The sequence below is a fragment of the Mesorhizobium sp. B2-4-15 genome (assembly GCF_006658505.1).
Lineage (GTDB): Bacteria > Pseudomonadota > Alphaproteobacteria > Rhizobiales > Rhizobiaceae > Mesorhizobium.
In genome coordinates this window covers 106,302-122,873 of the sequence record NZ_VFUZ01000015.1, presented here as the reverse complement: position 1 = coordinate 122,873, position 16,572 = coordinate 106,302, and the positions used below count along the sequence as shown (strand labels likewise).

General features: G+C 61.6%; 17 protein-coding genes and 1 pseudogene. 13 read left to right on the top strand and 5 right to left on the bottom strand.

Features of this window, described 5'->3' with window-relative positions; all coding sequences use genetic code 11:
• Window positions 1–63: 63 nt before the first annotated feature.
• From FJ930_RS18980 to FJ930_RS18970, 3 genes are all read left to right on the top strand, one after another.
• The gene (locus FJ930_RS18980) at window positions 64–1,467 is read left to right on the top strand and encodes an L-serine ammonia-lyase (RefSeq protein ID WP_141839671.1); all 1,404 of its coding nucleotides are present in this window, start codon (window positions 64–66) and stop codon (window positions 1,465–1,467) included.
• A gap of 74 nt (window positions 1,468–1,541) precedes the next feature.
• On the top strand, window positions 1,542–1,979 hold the full coding sequence (locus FJ930_RS18975) for a DUF1489 family protein (protein WP_141839670.1): 438 nt from the start codon (window positions 1,542–1,544) through the stop codon (window positions 1,977–1,979).
• A gap of 277 nt (window positions 1,980–2,256) precedes the next feature.
• Window positions 2,257–2,958, top strand: a complete 702-nt coding sequence (locus tag FJ930_RS18970) for a DnaJ domain-containing protein (protein WP_141839669.1) — start codon at window positions 2,257–2,259, stop codon at window positions 2,956–2,958.
• A gap of 46 nt (window positions 2,959–3,004) precedes the next feature.
• Here the strand turns inward: FJ930_RS18970 and FJ930_RS18965 are convergent, their stop codons facing one another.
• The gene (locus FJ930_RS18965) at window positions 3,005–4,426 is read right to left on the bottom strand and encodes a D-alanyl-D-alanine carboxypeptidase (protein ID WP_141839668.1); all 1,422 of its coding nucleotides are present in this window, start codon (window positions 4,424–4,426) and stop codon (window positions 3,005–3,007) included.
• Window positions 4,427–4,723: 297 nt separating this feature from the next.
• Between FJ930_RS18965 and FJ930_RS18960 the strand changes: the two genes are divergently transcribed.
• From FJ930_RS18960 to FJ930_RS18940, 5 genes and pseudogenes are all read left to right on the top strand, one after another.
• Complete coding sequence (locus tag FJ930_RS18960) at window positions 4,724–5,053, top strand: phasin family protein (protein WP_095774324.1); 330 nt, start codon at window positions 4,724–4,726, stop codon at window positions 5,051–5,053.
• A gap of 276 nt (window positions 5,054–5,329) precedes the next feature.
• Complete coding sequence (clpS, locus tag FJ930_RS18955) at window positions 5,330–5,659, top strand: ATP-dependent Clp protease adapter ClpS (protein WP_010909565.1); 330 nt, start codon at window positions 5,330–5,332, stop codon at window positions 5,657–5,659.
• A gap of 6 nt (window positions 5,660–5,665) precedes the next feature.
• Window positions 5,666–8,134: an ATP-dependent Clp protease ATP-binding subunit ClpA gene (gene clpA, locus FJ930_RS18950; protein ID WP_140739696.1), complete on the top strand. Its 2,469-nt coding sequence runs from the start codon at window positions 5,666–5,668 to the stop codon at window positions 8,132–8,134.
• Window positions 8,135–8,242: 108 nt separating this feature from the next.
• Window positions 8,243–8,463, top strand: a pseudogene (locus FJ930_RS18945) (chloramphenicol phosphotransferase); the annotation flags it as partial.
• 126 nt (window positions 8,464–8,589) lie between these two features.
• Window positions 8,590–9,531 (top strand): phosphatase PAP2 family protein, encoded by a 942-nt coding sequence (locus tag FJ930_RS18940; protein WP_141839667.1) that lies wholly within the window; start codon window positions 8,590–8,592, stop codon window positions 9,529–9,531.
• A gap of 3 nt (window positions 9,532–9,534) precedes the next feature.
• Here FJ930_RS18940 and FJ930_RS18935 read toward each other — a convergent pair whose 3' ends face one another.
• The 4 genes from FJ930_RS18935 to FJ930_RS18920 form a co-directional block, all read right to left on the bottom strand.
• Window positions 9,535–9,969 carry an HIT family protein gene (locus FJ930_RS18935; protein ID WP_141839666.1) on the bottom strand — a complete coding sequence of 145 codons (435 nt, stop codon included), beginning with the start codon at window positions 9,967–9,969 and terminating at the stop codon, window positions 9,535–9,537.
• A 236-nt stretch (window positions 9,970–10,205) separates the two neighbouring features.
• Window positions 10,206–11,420: a GNAT family N-acetyltransferase gene (locus FJ930_RS18930; RefSeq protein WP_141839665.1), complete on the bottom strand. Its 1,215-nt coding sequence runs from the start codon at window positions 11,418–11,420 to the stop codon at window positions 10,206–10,208.
• A gap of 55 nt (window positions 11,421–11,475) precedes the next feature.
• On the bottom strand, window positions 11,476–12,204 hold the full coding sequence (locus FJ930_RS18925) for a glycerophosphodiester phosphodiesterase (protein ID WP_141839664.1): 729 nt from the start codon (window positions 12,202–12,204) through the stop codon (window positions 11,476–11,478).
• Between the two features lie 13 nt (window positions 12,205–12,217).
• On the bottom strand, window positions 12,218–12,682 hold the full coding sequence (locus tag FJ930_RS18920; protein WP_141839663.1) for a RidA family protein: 465 nt from the start codon (window positions 12,680–12,682) through the stop codon (window positions 12,218–12,220).
• A gap of 138 nt (window positions 12,683–12,820) precedes the next feature.
• Here FJ930_RS18920 and FJ930_RS18915 point away from each other — a divergent pair, with 138 nt between their 5' ends.
• From FJ930_RS18915 to tsf, 5 genes are all read left to right on the top strand, one after another.
• Window positions 12,821–13,651 (top strand): cell envelope integrity EipB family protein, encoded by an 831-nt coding sequence (locus tag FJ930_RS18915; RefSeq protein ID WP_141839662.1) that lies wholly within the window; start codon window positions 12,821–12,823, stop codon window positions 13,649–13,651.
• Between the two features lie 31 nt (window positions 13,652–13,682).
• Window positions 13,683–13,961 (top strand): DUF4031 domain-containing protein, encoded by a 279-nt coding sequence (locus FJ930_RS18910; RefSeq protein ID WP_141839661.1) that lies wholly within the window; start codon window positions 13,683–13,685, stop codon window positions 13,959–13,961.
• Window positions 13,958–14,509 (top strand): LysE family translocator, encoded by a 552-nt coding sequence (locus FJ930_RS18905; protein WP_246676955.1) that lies wholly within the window; start codon window positions 13,958–13,960, stop codon window positions 14,507–14,509. The genes FJ930_RS18910 and FJ930_RS18905 overlap by 4 nt, the downstream gene beginning before the upstream one ends.
• Window positions 14,510–14,746: 237 nt before the next feature.
• Window positions 14,747–15,529, top strand: coding sequence for a 30S ribosomal protein S2 (rpsB, locus tag FJ930_RS18900; RefSeq protein ID WP_140606991.1), 783 nt, complete (start codon window positions 14,747–14,749; stop codon window positions 15,527–15,529).
• A 110-nt stretch (window positions 15,530–15,639) separates the two neighbouring features.
• Window positions 15,640–16,560: a translation elongation factor Ts gene (gene tsf, locus FJ930_RS18895; protein WP_141839660.1), complete on the top strand. Its 921-nt coding sequence runs from the start codon at window positions 15,640–15,642 to the stop codon at window positions 16,558–16,560.
• The last annotated feature ends 12 nt before the right edge of the window (window positions 16,561–16,572 follow it).

The following is a 16,572-nucleotide window of genomic DNA, read 5'->3' as shown; positions in this document are numbered from 1 at the left end:
CAAAAGAGCGGAAACATCCCGAGAATTCCTATATGTAGTCCTCGACGTGACTCAGGAGACAGCGTGTTCCTTTCGGTTTTCGACCTGTTCAAGATCGGCATCGGCCCCTCCAGTTCGCACACGATGGGGCCGATGACGGCCGCGCGGCGGTTTCTCGACGAGGTCGCGGGGGATGACTGGCCGCGGCCCGCCGGCGCCAAAATTGCGCGCATCGGCGCCAGCCTGCATGGCTCGCTCGCCTATACCGGCATCGGCCATGGCAGCGACCGCGCCGTCATCCTTGGCCTCGCCGGCCAGACCCCGCAAACGGTCGACCCCGACCAGGCCGACGAAATCGTCAGCCGCATCACCGCCGACAAGCTGATCTCACCACCCGGCCATCCCTCCTACCGTTTCGACCCAGCCACCGATCTGGTGCTCGACCGCAAGACGCCGCTCACCGGCCATGCCAATGGCATGGCGTTCTATGCCTACGACGCGGACGGCCGCCTGCTGCTCAAGCGCATCTACTATTCGATCGGCGGCGGCTTCGTGGTCTCGGAAGAAGAGTTGCAGCGGATGAAGGCCAAGGGGTCGGTGACGACAGAAGGCAAGAAAGTGCCGTATCCCTTCAAGAATGCGGCCGAAATGCTGAAGATGGCGGCCAAGAGCGGCCTTTCGATTGCCGACATGAAACGCGTCAACGAGGAAACGCAGATGTCGCGCGAGGAGCTCGACGCCGGTCTCGACGCCATCTGGAGTGCCATGAAGGGCTGCATCGACCGCGGGCTGTCGCAGGACGGCGTCATGCCGGGCGGGCTGAAGGTGCGGCGCCGCGCCAGACAGCTCCACGACAAGTTGCAGGAGCAGTGGCAGCAGAACCGGCCGAATCCCTTGCTCGCCAATGACTGGCTGTCGATCTATGCGATGGCGGTCAACGAGGAGAATGCCGCAGGCGGCCGCGTCGTCACCGCGCCGACCAACGGTGCGGCGGGCACGCTGCCCGCGGTGCTGCGCTACTGGCTGCATTTCCATCCCGAGGCCGACCAGCCAAGCATCCGCGACTTCCTGCTGACGGCCGCCGCTGTCGGCGGCATCATCAAATCCAATGCGTCGATCTCCGGCGCCGAGGTCGGCTGTCAGGGCGAGGTGGGCTCCGCCTCGGCAATGGCGGCGGCCGGCCTGTGCGCCGTCATGGGCGGCACGCCCGAGCAGGTCGAGAACGCCGCCGAGATCGCTCTCGAACACCATCTTGGCATGACCTGCGATCCGGTCGGCGGGCTGGTGCAGGTGCCGTGCATCGAGCGCAATGCGCTGGGCGCGGTGAAGGCGGTGACGGCCGCGTCGCTGGCGATCAAGGGTGACGGCGTCCATTTCGTCCCGCTCGACGCAGCAATCGAGACCATGCGCCAGACCGGCCTCGACATGAACGAGAAGTACAAGGAAACCAGCCTTGGCGGCCTGGCGGTCAACGTCGTGGAATGCTGAACGACGGCGTCCGGCACTGTGGAGAACTTGTTCAGGCCGTTGACGCGTTGGCGCACCGGATTAAATCTTCGCGAATGGCTCTCAATCTCCTGAAACTGTGCGTCGGCTGCGACAGCGTCGAGGATCTCGAGGAATGGATTGCATTCCGCCTCGACGAACGGCGCCGGGCCGGCGAAGCGGCCGAACACTGGCACACGACCCGCATGGTGCCGACGCGCGGCGCCGAGATCACCGACGGCGGCTCGCTCTACTGGGTTATCAAGGGCAGCGTCCAATGCCGCCAGCTGATCACCGAGATCCGGCCCTTCACCGACGATGAGGGCATCGGCCGCTGTCACCTGGTTCTCGACCCGCAAGTCGTGCGCACCGACTGGCAGCCGCGCCGGGCTTTCCAGGGCTGGCGCTATCTGAAGCCTTCGGACGCACCGGCAGATCTGGGCAAGGGCAAGGCCGGGTTGGTCGAGATGCCGCCGAAACTCAGGCGTGAACTCGCCGATCTCGGCTTGCTGTAGGTCATCGCGCGGAAGCGTCGCCAGTTCGTGCGCGGGCCTTTTCTGGCCCTCAATCTTGCCTTGCGCTGGACTTGCAAGCGGCGCGGCAACGCCACATCTTGAAATTCATGCGCAATGAAGAGCTGTCGAGGTCGACAAAGGCCGCGGCGTTGGAGAATCAGCCCGCAAGGCGGTCCTCCTCCTGTCCGGGTGAAGGCCATGATTCCGGCGCAGAAAAGGTGTTGAAAGGCATCACGCGGCTGTCCAGGTGGACAGGGCATCCGCGGGGCGGTGGGAAATGTTAGGCGCAATTATCGTTCTGATCGTATTGCTGCTGGTGCTGCTGAGCGTAGCCATGGCCTTTCTTCACGCCGATCCGGCCCGTCTGGCGAACGGGACGAGAACATTAGGCCCAATCCTGCTGGCGGTCGTGGGGGGCGCCGTGCTCCTGGTCGGGCGCCAGGGCATCGGCGGCATCATCCTGTTCGCGGCAATCGGCTGGTATGCGGCCACACGCAAAACCCGACCAAATACCAAACCAACTCCTGGTAGACGCTCGACGGTACGGACGGCAGCGCTCGAGATGGAACTCGATCACAATACGGGCGGCCTCGAAGGACTGGTTCTGGCCGGCCGCCACGACGGCAAGATGCTTGGCGCAATGGGTCTTTCGGAATTGCAGCATCTCTACCGCGAACTCTCCGGCGATGCGGAGAGCCGCCAGTTGCTAGAGACGTATCTTGACGGCAGATTTCCCGTCTGGCGCAAAAACACTGAGACGAACGGTGGCGAAGGGCTGGGTGTTGCGCCAGGTCCGGGCGCCATGACTAAGGAGGAGGCCTACAAGGTCCTTGGTCTTGAAGCGGGGGCCGCCGCGGCGGATGTCCGCAAGGCGCACCGCCGCCTGATGCAGCGCCTGCACCCCGATGTCGGCGGCACGTCTTTCCTGGCGGCGCGGATTAACGAAGCCAAGGACGTCTTGCTCTCCAATCACAACTAGTCTCCTTCGACGCAGAAATTTTCCGGGAGATTGCTTCCACGCCGTCCTATTGCTGGACGGCGTAGCAGGCGATTTTCTTCTTCTTCAAAGCGGTGCAGGCTTTCCAGGCGGCATCCTTCGAATCGAAACCGCCGAAACGGGCGCGGTAGTAGGTCTCGCCATCCTTGTCGAAGGCGATGGTGAAGCCGGAAGCATCGGCCAGCACCTTGGGCGCTTGCTTGGTGGTCTTGTCGAGGAATGCCTGGGCTTCGGACTGTTTCGGCGAAGAGGCGACCTGGATCGCCCAGCCCGACGGTACCGACGCGGTGCTGACCGGATCGACGGCAGGGGCCGGCTCGGCATAGGCGGCCACGACCTGTGCCGTGGCGACCTTCGGGCTGGAGACGATGACCGTCTTCACCTTCTTTGCCGGGACGACGAGTTTGGGAGTCTCGGCCTCGGCAGCGCTGTCGGCATTGTCTTCATCCTGGGCGACCGTCGCGTCCTCGGCAGCAGCGTCATCCGCGCTGGCCACCGCCACCGGTTTGTCGTCCGGAGTCGGGGCGTCGTGCTTGGGCAGGAGGACTTTGGCAATTGCCTTGACCGGGTTGCTGTCGGCCTTGGCAACCAGATCACCATCGCCGCGGGTCGAGGCCCTCGGCATATAGGTATGGATCAGGCTCGCCATCTGGTTGTCGCGGCTGCCGCCCGAGGTGCCGCCCATCACAACGGCGACAAGGCGGCGGTTGCCGTCGGACACGGACGAGACGAGATTGAAGCCGGAGGCACGGGTATAGCCGGTCTTGATGCCGTCGACGCCCTTGATGCGTCCGAGCAGACGGTTGTGGCCGTTGATGCGCTGGCGGCCGTAGAGAAAGGACCGCTGCGAGAAATAGCCGTAATATTGCGGGAAATGCTCCCTGAGCGCGATGCCGAGCGTGGCCATGTCGCGCGCCGTGGTGAACTGACCCGGATCGGGCAGGCCGTTGGCGTTGCGGAAAACGGTGCCGTTCATGCCGAGTTGACGCGCCTTGGCGGTCATCATGCGGGCGAAATTGGTTTCGTTGCCGCCCAACATTTCGCCGAGTGCTGTCGCCGAGTCGTTGGCCGACTTGGTGACAATCGACAGGATGGCGGTCTCGACCGTGACCGAACCGCCCGGCTTCACACCGAGCTTCGTCGGCGCCTCCGCGGATGCCTTGGCGGAAAACACGACTGGCGAGTTCTTGCCGATCTTGCCCGCCGCCATCGCTTCGAACGTCAGATAAAGCGTCATCATCTTGGTGAGCGAGGCCGGGTAGCGGCGGCCGTTGGCATCGGCTGAATAGAGCACCTTGCCGGTCTTGGCGTCGACCACTATGGCGGACGACCTCGCCGCCAAGGACGAGGCTGCGCCGGCAACGACAAACGTCATAGCCATGGCGATGATCATGATCGTTTTGAGGGGAGAGGTGGATTTGGAAACGATGCCCGACAACGCCTGACGCACTGGTAGTTCCTTTGAATTTCTCGTTGCGCTGGAGGCGGCAAAGGGATCCTGCCTCACTTCGGGCCAAGCTACCGGGGCAGCGTTACCAATCCGTTTATGGTAACCGCCGCGTTCACCATTTTCTTTCGGCTTGAAGCTCTCTTTATTCAAATCTTAGCCATTGGCATTCGGGCAGTGCCTCCACGCGGGCGAAATGTTGACTTTTTGTGCAGCGCACAATATGTTACGTGCATTGCACAAAACGCCGCCCGGACAGGGCGCGTCCTATGAACAGGCAACCGTCAAGGGAATCACGAAATGACCCAGACCTACGAAGATTTCAGCAAATACGGCAAAGAGTTCGCGGATACCGGATTGAAGAGCTTCGCTTCGCTCTCGAAGGGCGCTCAGGCGATCGCCACCGAGGCCGGTGAATACACCAAGAAGAGCTTCGAAGCCGGCAGCGCCGCCTTCGAAAAGCTGTTCTCGGCCAAGTCGCTGGACAAGGCGATCGAGATCCAGTCCGACTACGCCAAGCAGTCCTACGAGGCATTCGTTGCCGAGGCCACCAAGATTGGCGACCTCTATGCCGAACTCGCCAAGGAGGCCTACAAGCCGTTCGAATCGATCGTTGCCAAGGCGAAGTAATCTTCGCCTGACAATTCCAAAGCTGGCCCTTTGGGCCAGGACAGAACCCGGTCGCGGAAGCGCGGCCGGGTTTTTTCATGTCAATTTCAGGTTCGGAGGGGCGCGCCGCTTCACGATTGCGAAAATCCGCCAAGTTTGGTCACCTAGCCATATTGTCAGCTAACCAGAAGGGCTTAAAATCGTCCATCGAACACCTACATGTTGAACTCGCATGAGGATTCGAAGAGGCAGGATTACGTGACGATCGGTTTGACTGCCACGAAACAAGTGGCGCGGATGCAAAACGGCGGCGGTGACGGCAATGAGGCCGGCCGCGGGACGGCCGTCATCACGCGCACCAAAACCAAGACCAAGAAGCCCAGCCTTTACCGGGTCCTCATCCTCAACGACGACTACACTCCCATGGAGTTCGTGGTTCACGTGCTGGAGCGTTTTTTCCAGAAGGACCGCGAAGCCGCCACACGCATCATGCTTCATGTTCACAATCATGGAGTGGGCGAGTGCGGGGTCTATACATTCGAGGTGGCCGAGACCAAAGTGTCTCAGGTCATGGATTTCGCCCGACAGAATCAGCATCCGCTGCAATGCGTGATGGAGAAGAAGTGAGGTAACATGCCGGCTTTCTCCCAAGGCCTGGAAAAGGCGCTTCACCAGGCGCTGACGCTCGCCAATGAGCGGCACCATGAATATGCAACCCTTGAACATCTGCTGCTCGCGCTCATCGACGATACCGAGGCCGCCGCCGTCATGCGCGCCTGCAACGTCGATCTCGACGAGCTGAAGCACACTGTTCTCACCTATATCGACACCGAGCTCGACAACCTCGTCACCGGTTACGACGAGGATTCCAAGCCGACGGCCGGCTTCCAGCGCGTCATCCAGCGCGCTGTGATCCATGTGCAGTCGTCGGGCCGCGAGGAAGTGTCGGGCGCCAACGTGCTCGTCGCCATCTTCGCCGAGCGCGAGAGCCATGCCGCCTATTTCCTGCAGGAACAGCAGATGACCCGCTACGATGCGGTCAACTACATCTCGCATGGCATCGCCAAGCGTCCGGGCGCATCGGAGACGCGCTCGCCGCGTGGCGCCGATGACGAGCAGGGCGGCCAGAATGGCGCCGAGCCGCAGGAGGAAGGCGGCAAGAAGAAGCAGCAGCAGGACGCGCTGACGGCTTATTGCGTCAATCTCAACAACAAGGCCAAGGCCGGCAAGATCGATCCGCTGATCGGGCGCGAGTCGGAGATCAACCGCACCATCCAGGTGCTGTGCCGCCGCTCGAAGAACAACCCGCTCTATGTCGGCGATCCCGGCGTCGGCAAGACGGCGATCGCCGAGGGGCTGGCAAAGCGCATCGTCGAGGGCGACGTCCCCGAAGTGCTGCACAATGCCACCATCTTCGCGCTCGACATGGGCACGCTGCTGGCCGGCACGCGCTATCGCGGCGATTTCGAGGAACGGCTGAAGCAGGTCGTCAAGGAACTCGAGGATTATCCGGGCGCGGTGCTGTTCATCGACGAGATCCACACCGTGATCGGTGCGGGCGCGACGTCGGGCGGCGCCATGGACGCTTCGAACCTGTTGAAGCCGGCCCTGTCGTCGGGTGCGATCCGCTGCATCGGTTCGACCACCTACAAGGAGTTCCGCCAGTTCTTCGAGAAGGACCGTGCATTGGTGCGGCGCTTCCAGAAGATCGACGTCAACGAACCGACCGTCGAGGACGCCATCGAGATCATGAAGGGCCTCAAGCCCTATTTCGAGGAATTCCACAAGGTCCGCTACACCAGCGAAGCCATCAAGGCCTCGGTGGAACTGTCGGCGCGCTACATCAATGACCGCAAGCTGCCGGACAAGGCGATCGACGTGATCGACGAGACCGGCGCCTCGCAGATGCTGGTGCCGGAAGCCAAGCGCAAGAAGACCATCGGCATCAAGGAGATCGAAGCCACCATCGCTACCATGGCGCGCATCCCGCCGAAGACGGTTTCGGCCGACGACGAGAAGGTGCTGCAGGGCCTCGATATCGAGCTGAAGCGCGTCGTCTACGGCCAGGACACGGCGATCACGGCGCTGACCTCGGCGATCAAGCTGGCGCGGGCTGGCCTGCGCGAACCCGAAAAGCCGATCGGCTCCTACCTGTTCTCAGGCCCGACCGGCGTCGGCAAGACGGAAGTCGCCAAGCAGTTGGCTGCTTCGCTCGGCGTCGAGCTGATCCGCTTCGACATGTCGGAATACATGGAGCGCCACACCGTTTCGCGGCTGATCGGCGCGCCTCCCGGCTATGTCGGTTTCGACCAGGGCGGCCTCTTGACCGACGGCGTCGACCAGCATCCGCATTGCGTGCTGCTGCTCGACGAGGTCGAGAAGGCGCATCCGGACCTGTTCAACATCCTGTTGCAGGTCATGGACCACGGCAAGCTGACCGACCATAACGGCAAGCAGATCGACTTCCGCAACGTGATCCTGATCATGACCACCAATGCGGGTGCGTCGGATGCGCAGCGCGCGGCGATCGGTTTTGGTTCGACCAAGCGCGAAGGCGACGATGTCGAGGCGATCAACCGGCTGTTCACGCCGGAGTTCCGCAACCGCCTCGATGCGATCATCCCGTTCGGCTCGCTGCCGGTGCCGGTCATCCACCAGGTGGTGCAGAAGTTCGTCATGCAGCTCGAAGCCCAGCTCTCCGAGCGTGGCGTCACCTTCGACCTGTCGCCGGATGCGATCGCTTGGCTCGCCGACAAGGGCTATGACGAGCGCATGGGCGCGCGGCCGCTCGGCCGCGTGATCCAGGAGCACATCAAGAAGCCGCTGGCCGACGAGGTGCTGTTCGGCAAGCTGAAGAAGGGCGGCACGGTGCGCGTCACCGTTGAGAAGAAGGAAACCGGCGAGACCGGCCTGAAGCTCGAATCGCTGGCCGACGAGGCACCGGTGAAGCCGAAGAAGGAAGAGCCGGAAGACGCGCCGAAGCCGCGCAAGGCGGCGGCCAAGAAGCCTGCCGCAAGGAAGGTTGTGGCGCAGAAGCCGGAGCCCAAGGGCAAGGATGGCGGCAAGCGCAGCCTTGTACCGCAACTGCCCCGCAAGGGCTGATCGGCACTTCCTTGGAAAAGCCCCGGAAACGGGGCTTTTTTTATGTCAACAATGGGTGGCTATGCCGGGCCATATCCTCGACGGCGCGCGATCCTCAACGGCCTGATCGATTGCGCGCGCCGGCTCGCCGGCCTGCCTACGCTGTTCGTTGGCGTTCGCTGTCCAATTGAAATCATCATGGAGCGGCGGGCGACCAGCGAAGCGGGCGGGAGTTATGTATCCGCTACTCTGAGAGGATCCCGTGCCTTTGCCGGTGTGAGCTGGAAGTCGACACGTCGTTCCTGAACTCTGTGCAGTGCGCGGAGATGCGATCTGTAAGCAATTTCTAATGAATAGCACGCATTCGACGGCATTCAGAGGCTTTTGGGTTCGTTCTCCGCAAATCCATAGGCCACCTCGACTATTGCCTAACCATTTTTCACTCCGAATTAACGCTGATTGGTCACGTTCCAGGGATGGTCTTGCTGCCTGCAGAACGCACAATACTGGCCGTGGTTGTGGCGCTCGTCGCTGTTTGCTTGTTCCTTGCCTGGGACAAGGACGTCACCGTTGCACTCGACGGCTACAGTTTTTCCATTGGCTTTGCGATTGTCATGTTCATGCTTGGCCAATTCTATCGCCGCGTTCGCAAAGCCGAGCGGATCGCTCTCACTGCCCATGTTCTGGCACTGTTCATCCTCTTTTCAGTGGTTGCCTCGCTCTTCAACCTTCTGCTCTTGCCGCGGTATTCGGCGCCGATCGACGCTAGTCTGGTGTGGATCGACTCTTTGTTCGGTTACTCGTGGCCGGATGCCTGTGTCTGGATTGCCCAATACCCAGTCCTTTCGGATGCTCTCAGGCAGATCTATAGCCTGACGCTGGCTCAGATCCTGTTTGTCTTTGTCTTTCTGGGTATGGCCAAAGATCGGCGGCAACTGCATGCAGCCATGCTGGCGATGGTGTTTGCAGCGCTGGCCACCATCTTTTGCTGGGCACTGTTTCCGTCCAGCGGGGCTTCCGCTTACTGGATCTTGGAGCCCGAAATTGATCGCGTTGTTCGACCTGTGGTCAATTCCGCCTATGGCGTGGAACTGAATCGCCTGCTCGCTGAGGGTACCAAGGATATTTCGACCTTACAGGTGACAGGGCTCATAGGGTTCCCTTCGTTCCACACGGTCATGGCGCTGATGTCTCTCATCGCAGTTTGGCCGTACGCATTCGCGCGTTTCGCGCTGATCCTCGTCAACGCTGCGCTGCTGCCGGCGATTCTCATCCATGGCGGCCACAACTTGATGGACGTGTTCGGCGGCGTGCTGATTACGATAGCTTGCTGGCGACTGGGTCTGTTGGCATTCGAAGTACAGCAGCGCCGGTCATTGTCCACGGCCAAACGTGAAGCTGTGTCGGCCGAGGGCTGAGCATCACTGCGCGGTCATTGCCGCTCGTATCTTTTCGGCGTTCTCGGCCAGTACTTCCGGCTTTTCCATCTGTCCGGAATGCGGTTTGAGCGGCACGCCCTCGAAGCGCGGAACCACATGGACATGCAGGTGGTAGACGGTTTGTCCGGAGGCCGGCTCGTTGAACTGCATGAGGGTGACGCCGTCGGCGTTGAAGGCCTTTTTCACGGCCACCGCCACCTTCTGCACGACGGCAAACAATGGGCCGAAGGTCGCCGGGTCGGCGTCGAGGATGTTGCGCGACGGTGCCTTTGGCACCACCAGCGTATGCCCCGGTCCTTGCGGCATCACATCCATGAAGACCATGACCGCATCGTCTTCGTAAACGCGGTGCGAGGGAATTTCTCCACGCAGGATCTTTGCGAAGATGTTGCCGGTGTCATAGACGGTTTCGGCCATGGTGAATGCTCCAGATTGTGCCTCGCCGTCCCGTGTAGCGAAGCTCTTCCGGAGCGGCAAGACGATGACGGGCGATCAGGCGATCGACCATCCCAGATTCGACAAGCGCGTGATGGAAGCGCCTTTGCGCTGCGATGATCTATCGAAATGAAGTGCGACGCAGACGCCAAACCCTGCATGTATCCCCCAGGGGGCTTACGCACCCATGGCTGGGGCATGACATGCCGGAAAGCCTGCTACTCCTCGATATCCTTGCGGAACGGGGTATGCTCTTCCAGATATTCGCCCATCCGCTCCACCTCGCGCCGTTCGCGCCTGAGATAGTCGGCGACCGCGTTGCGCAAGCCAGGGTGCGAAATGTAGTGGGCCGAATGCATGGTCACCGGCCGGTAGCCGCGTGCCAGCTTGTGTTCTCCCTGCGCGCCCGCCTCGACCACCTTCAGCTTGCGCTCGATGGCGAAGTCGATGGCCTGATGGTAGCAGACCTCGAAATGCAGAAAGGGGTGATCCTCGATGCAGCCCCAGTTGCGGCCATAGAGCGCGTCGGAGCCGATGAAATTGATGGCTCCGGCAATGTAGCGCCCGTTGCGCCTGGCCATCACCAGCAGGATGTCGTCCGCCATGCGTTCGCCGATCAGCGAAAAGAACTGGCGGTTCAGATAGGGGCGGCCCCATTTGCGGCTGCCGGTGTCCATGTAGAAGGCAAAGAAGTCGTCCCAGGCCTTTTCGGTCAGATCCTTGCCGGTCAGCCAGTCGATCGAGATACCGTCGGCTAGCGCCTCGCGCCGTTCCTTCTTCATTGCCTTGCGCTTGCGCGAGGCAAGCGTGGCGAGGAAGTCGTCATACGTCGAAAAGCCTTCGTTGAAGAAGTGGAACTGCTGGTCGGTGCGATGCAGGAAGCCCGCGGCCTCGAGCGTCGCGACGTCGCTTTCCTGCGCGAAGGTGACATGCGCCGAGGACACTCCGAGCTTCTCGGTCACCATTTTAAGACCGGCCGCAAGACCAGCCTTCACCGCATCCTGATCCTCGCCCTTGCTGACCAGCAGGCGAGGGCCGGTGACGGGCGTGAATGGCACGGCGCATTGCAGTTTCGGGTAATAGCGGCCGCCAGCCCGCTCGAAGGCATCCGACCAGCCGTGGTCGAACACATATTCGCCCTGGCTGTGCGATTTGAGATAGCAGGGGACCGCGCCCAGCAGCCTGCCTTGTGCATTTTCGAGCCGCAGGTGATGTCCTTGCCAGCCGGTGCGCCTGACAGCGCAGCCGGAATCCTCAAGCGCGCTCAAAAAGGCAAATGAAACGAGTGGATTATAGCCGCTCTCTGCATTGTCGCGCGAGGTGCCGGCAAAGCCATCCCATTCATCGCAAGTGAAGGCACCGATACCAGCGGCGATGCGGATTGAAAACTCCGCATTCGCCGTTTGCCCGTCGCCGTCATCGCCCTGATCCATGCGGCTTATTTAAGCTCCATCCGGGCCGCTACAAGTCACGTTTGGGTCACCTCGTTCAGGCGATCTCGACGAGGTCGGGTTCGAACCCTTCGAATGTCATCTGATCCGCATATTTAAAGGTCAGGTCGACCGCGGGCTGATCATGCACCGTCCAGGTGATAACTGGCATTTTGAGTTTTTCACGCACGAAACTGACAAACGGGTTCGGCAGGTCGCCGGCGGCATAGGACGTGAATGAGAGCTCATGCGCCAGCATGGCGAAATGCGCTTCGATCAGCTTGAGGTCCTTGCCGTAGGCCGTCAATCCAGCGGGAATGCCAGGCGCGTGCTTTGGGAAATCGCGGATCAGCCAATGATCGAACGACATGATCGCCGCCTTGCCCTTGTAGCGCTTGAGCATCTTGCCGACCCGCGCCACCAGGCCTTCGTCACGACCGGGAATCCCTTTCAGTTCGACGACCATGGGCACGCGACCATCGACGAGGTCGAGCGCTTCCTGCAGCGTCGGCACGTGATCGGCCGTGCCACCAACCTTGAGCGCGGTCAGTTCAGCCGCGCTGCGTTGCCAGACGAAGCCATCCTGTCCGGTCAGCCTTTTCAGGTCGTCATCATGGATGATGACGGGAACGCCGTCCGACGACAGATGCACGTCGCATTCGATGGCATAGCCACGTTCGGCCGCGGCAGCGAAGGCGGAAAGCGTGTTTTCCCAGCGCGTCTTGTTCATGTCGTGAAAGCCGCGATGGGCAACGGGCCGGGCGATCAGCCAGGAGAGCTCGGTCATGTCGGGCCTTCGCTCACTCGACTTCGAAGATTGCTTCGATTTCCACCGCGGCGTTAAGCGGCAGGGAGGCGGTGCCGACGGCGGAGCGGGCGTGCTTGCCGCGCTCGCCAAGGGCGGCGACCAGGAAATCGGAGGCGCCGTTGGCAACCAGATGCTGCTCTACAAAGTCGGTGGCGGAGGCGACGAAGACGGTGATCTTCACCAGCCTGCGGATATTCTCGAGATCACCGAGCGCAGCCTTGGCCTGGGCCAGAATGTTGATCGCGCAATATTTTGCCGCGTCCTTTCCGGCGGCGGTGTCGACGTCGCGGCCGAGCAGGCCGCTCGCCTGCAGCTTCCCGTCCTTGAGCGGCAACTGTCCGGCGGTGAACAGCAGGTTGCCGGTCCTGCAATAGGGAACATAGTTGGCCGCGGGCGCGGCGGCGACAGGAAGCGTCACGCCGAGATCGCTTAGCCGCTTTTCGATTGTTTCACTCATTGCTTTTCCCTATTGCTGGAAGGCGCCGCGCTGGCCGGGCCGAAATTGCTATTTTTGCCTCGCTTCCGCCACGACTTTTTTTAAGCTGGACCATCTTTCCCTGCGGCCTGCCACCAGCCGCGACGATCGGAGTACCTCATGCGCGCAACGCGCCTCGCATTCAACGCCGTTTTTTTGGCGGCGGTCTTCTCGATAGGCCCCGCCTTTGCCGTCCCGGCGTTGCAGGCGCACCGCGCCGTGTATGACCTTACCCTCAACAAGGCCTCCGACCGCTCCGGCATTACAGGCATATCCGGCCGCATGGTCTATGAATTCAACGGTTCGGCTTGCGAAGGCTATACGGTGAAATTCCGTTTCGTCACCCAGATCGTCACCAACGAAAATACCAGACTGACCGACCAGCAGACGACGACGTTCGAGGATGCCGAAGGCAAGACCTTTTCGTTCGTGACCAAATCCTTTGTCGACCAGAATCTCGACAAGGAGGTCAAGGGTATCGCCACGAAGAATGCCAAGGGGCTGAAGGTCGATATCGACAAGCCCGAGAAGAATAGCCTGGAGCTAGCCACCACCCAGTTTCCGACCCAGCATCTGGTGGAACTGATCGGCAAGGCCGAGAAGGGCGAAAACTTTTACCAGACAAACCTGTTCGACGGTTCGGAAGACGCCAACAAGGTGATGACGACCACCGTCGTCGTCGGCAAGAAGAGCGACGCCGACAAGACCGATCCCGAGGCGCCGGCGCTGGCCAAGCTCGCCACCGACAAATATTGGCCGGTCGACATCGCCTATTTCGACGACAGCGCCCAGAACGGCGAAGAGGTGCCGGAATACCGGATCAGCTTCAAGCTGCACGAAAACGGCATCACCCGCGATCTCGTCATGGACTATGGCGACTTCTCGATGACCGGCAAGCTGGTCAACCTGTCGCTGTTCGACCAGACAAAGCCTTGCCCGGTGTCGAAGTAGCAGGGCAATTGAGCTGGCCGCGGCGGGCTTGATGGCGGTCTATGTCGATGCAGCGATCTGGAAGTGGGCCGGTCATCTCTGGTGCCATCTCCTGGCTGATGATATCGACGAGTTGCATCGCTTTGCCACCGAGCTCGGCATCAAGCGCTCGTCCTACCAGGGCCCGCCCAAGACGTCGGCGCCGCATTATGACATAACCGGCTTCGAGCGCGACCGCGCGGTGCGGCTCGGCGCCGTCGAATGCAGCCGCGAGCAGATCGTCGCAATCTTCCGGCGCGTGCGTGTGCCCAACGGAAAGGCCCAGTCATGACACCAACGGCATTCCTGGCTTATTGCGCCGCGATTACGCTGGCCGCCGCGACGCCAGGTCCGGCGATGTTCGCGGTCATCACCAATGGCGTGTCGCGCGGTTTCCGTCGCGCCTTCATGGCCGGCGTTGGCGTCGCCGCCGGCGATGCCGTGCTGGTCACCCTCGCACTGCTCGGGCTGGTGGCGCTGGCCCAGACGTTCGAATGGGTCTTTCTCCTGCTGAAATATGCAGGCGCCGCCTATCTGATCTATCTCGGGATCCGGATGTGGCGTGCCGCAGCCGCGCAGCCGGATAAACCGCGGGCGACCGAAGCAAGGTTGTCGCGATCGTTCCTGCTCGGCGCGTCCATTGCGCTCGGCAATCCAAAGGCGATCCTCTTTCACGCCTCGATCATGCCGCTGATCCTCAACCTTGATACGATGACCTTTTTCGATGGCCTACTCGTGGTGGCCGTCGTCATCAGCGTCAATGTCGTTACCATGGGGTCTATGCCGCCCTGGCGGGCCGAGCATCGGGCTGGTTCACGACGCCCAGGCGCATGCGGCTGATGAACAGGTTCGCCGGCAGCGCCATGATCGGTACCGGAGCACTGATTGCCGCACGCTGAGCGCTGACGCGCCACAACGCTTGCGTTTGTCGCTCTTCCCCTCTATATGCCCGCTCATTCCACACACGGACTTTGGTGTCTGCCCGGGAGAAATCCGGCTGAAACCTCCGGTGGCGTTCGAGGACTGAAGTCCAAAAATGCCTGTGTCCGTGGAGGCTAACCGGAAAGGAAAATGAGAATGGCACTGCCTGATTTCAGCATGCGCCAGCTTTTGGAAGCTGGCATTCACTTCGGCCACCAGACCCACCGCTGGAACCCGAAGATGGCGCCCTACATCTATGGCGCCCGCAACAACATCCACATCATCGACCTGTCGCAGACGGTGCCCTTGCTGCACCAGGCGCTTAAGCAGGTTTCGGACACCGTCGCCAAGGGCGGTCGCGTTCTGTTCGTCGGCACCAAGCGCCAGGCGTCCGACATCGTCGCCGATGCGGCGCAGCGTTCGGCCCAGTACTATGTCAATTCGCGTTGGCTCGGCGGCATGTTGACCAACTGGAAGACGATCTCGAACTCGATCCAGCGCCTGCGCAAGCTCGACGAGATGCTGGCCGGCGAGGCCCAGGGCCTCACCAAGAAGGAACGCCTGAACCTCGATCGTGAGCGCGAGAAGCTCGACAAGGCGCTGGGCGGCATCAAGGACATGGGCTCGACGCCCGACCTGATGTTCGTGATCGACACCAACAAGGAAGCGATCGCCATCCTGGAGGCCAAGCGCCTCGGCATTCCGGTCGTCGCGATCATCGATTCGAATTGCGACCCGGACAAGATCGACTTCCCGATTCCCGGCAACGACGACGCGGCCCGCGCCATCCAGCTCTATTGCGACCTGATCGCCAAGGCTGCGATCGACGGCATCGCCCGTCAGCAGGGCGCGCTCGGCGTCGACATCGGCGCTTCGGTTGAAGCCCCGGTCGAACCGGCGCTCGATCCGGCTCCGGCGTCGGAAGCCCCCAAGGCTTGATAAGCGAAGGCCGGTTGCGGCCTTCATCTTTCTCATATTTTGGCACGCTAAACAGACGCACCATCGAATGCCGATGGTGCGTCGGTGCATTTAAAAACAAAGAGGCGACAATGAGCATTTCGGCTGCACAGGTCAAAGAACTCCGCGACTTGACCGGCGCGGGCATGATGGACTGCAAGGCGGCGTTGAACGAGACCAACGGCAACATGGAAGAGGCCGTCGACTGGTTGCGCAAGAAGGGTATCTCCAAGGCCGACAAGAAGGCCGGCCGTACCGCTGCCGAAGGCCTGATCGGCGTCGACAATGGCGTGCGCGAGGCTGCGGTCGTCGAGGTCAATTCCGAGACCGACTTCGTTGCCCGCAATGCCGCCTTCCAGGAAATCGTCGCCAACGTTGCCAAGGTGGCGCTTGCCTATGGCACGACCGAGGCGGTTGCGGCCGCCCAATATCCGGGTTCGGACAAGTCGGTCGCCGATACGATCAAGGACGCGGTCGGCACCATCGGTGAGAACATGGGCTTCCGCCGCTCGGCCAAGCTCACCGTGCCACATGGCGCGGTGGCGACCTATGTGCACAACGCGGTTGCCGACGGCCTCGGCAAGCTCGGCGTGCTGGTCGCGATCGAGACCACCGGCAATGAGCACGCCGCCAACGCCTTTGGCCGTCAGATCGCCATGCATGTCGCTGCCACCAACCCGATGGCGCTGACGGCAGAGCAGATCGATCCGGCCGCGGTGGAACGCGAAAAGGCGATCTTCTCCGACCAGGCGCGCCAGTCGGGCAAGCCGGAAGCGATCATCGAGAAGATGGTCGAAGGTCGCCTGCGTAAGTTCTACGAGGAAGTCGTGCTCCTGAAGCAGGCCTTCGTGCTCAATCCCGACATCACCGTCGAGAAGGCGCTGAAGGATGCCGAGAAGGAAATCGGCGCCCCGGCCAAGATCACGGCCTATCTGCGCTTCGCGCTCGGCGAAGGCATCGAAAAGGAAGAGACGGATTTCGCGGCGGAAGTCGCGGCGGCGGTCAAGAAGTAAGTCGCTTACCGA

Excerpts from the sequence above, each read along its gene's own strand:
- FJ930_RS18910 (WP_141839661.1), top strand. The coding sequence starts at position 13,683 with ATGGCGGTCTATGTCGATGCAGCGATCTGGAAGTGGGCCGGTCATCTC.
- tsf (WP_141839660.1), top strand. The coding sequence starts at position 15,640 with ATGAGCATTTCGGCTGCACAGGTCAAAGAACTCCGCGACTTGACCGGC.
- FJ930_RS18970 (WP_141839669.1), top strand. The coding sequence starts at position 2,257 with ATGTTAGGCGCAATTATCGTTCTGATCGTATTGCTGCTGGTGCTGCTG.
- FJ930_RS18960 (WP_095774324.1), top strand. The coding sequence starts at position 4,724 with ATGACCCAGACCTACGAAGATTTCAGCAAATACGGCAAAGAGTTCGCG.
- FJ930_RS18905 (WP_246676955.1), top strand. The coding sequence starts at position 13,958 with ATGACACCAACGGCATTCCTGGCTTATTGCGCCGCGATTACGCTGGCC.
- FJ930_RS18975 (WP_141839670.1), top strand. The coding sequence starts at position 1,542 with ATGGCTCTCAATCTCCTGAAACTGTGCGTCGGCTGCGACAGCGTCGAG.
- FJ930_RS18930 (WP_141839665.1), bottom strand. The coding sequence starts at position 11,420 with ATGGATCAGGGCGATGACGGCGACGGGCAAACGGCGAATGCGGAGTTT.
- FJ930_RS18935 (WP_141839666.1), bottom strand. The coding sequence starts at position 9,969 with ATGGCCGAAACCGTCTATGACACCGGCAACATCTTCGCAAAGATCCTG.
- FJ930_RS18940 (WP_141839667.1), top strand. The coding sequence starts at position 8,590 with ATGGTCTTGCTGCCTGCAGAACGCACAATACTGGCCGTGGTTGTGGCG.
- rpsB (WP_140606991.1), top strand. The coding sequence starts at position 14,747 with ATGGCACTGCCTGATTTCAGCATGCGCCAGCTTTTGGAAGCTGGCATT.
- FJ930_RS18915 (WP_141839662.1), top strand. The coding sequence starts at position 12,821 with ATGCGCGCAACGCGCCTCGCATTCAACGCCGTTTTTTTGGCGGCGGTC.
- clpS (WP_010909565.1), top strand. The coding sequence starts at position 5,330 with ATGCAAAACGGCGGCGGTGACGGCAATGAGGCCGGCCGCGGGACGGCC.
- FJ930_RS18920 (WP_141839663.1), bottom strand. The coding sequence starts at position 12,682 with ATGAGTGAAACAATCGAAAAGCGGCTAAGCGATCTCGGCGTGACGCTT.
- FJ930_RS18925 (WP_141839664.1), bottom strand. The coding sequence starts at position 12,204 with ATGACCGAGCTCTCCTGGCTGATCGCCCGGCCCGTTGCCCATCGCGGC.
- clpA (WP_140739696.1), top strand. The coding sequence starts at position 5,666 with ATGCCGGCTTTCTCCCAAGGCCTGGAAAAGGCGCTTCACCAGGCGCTG.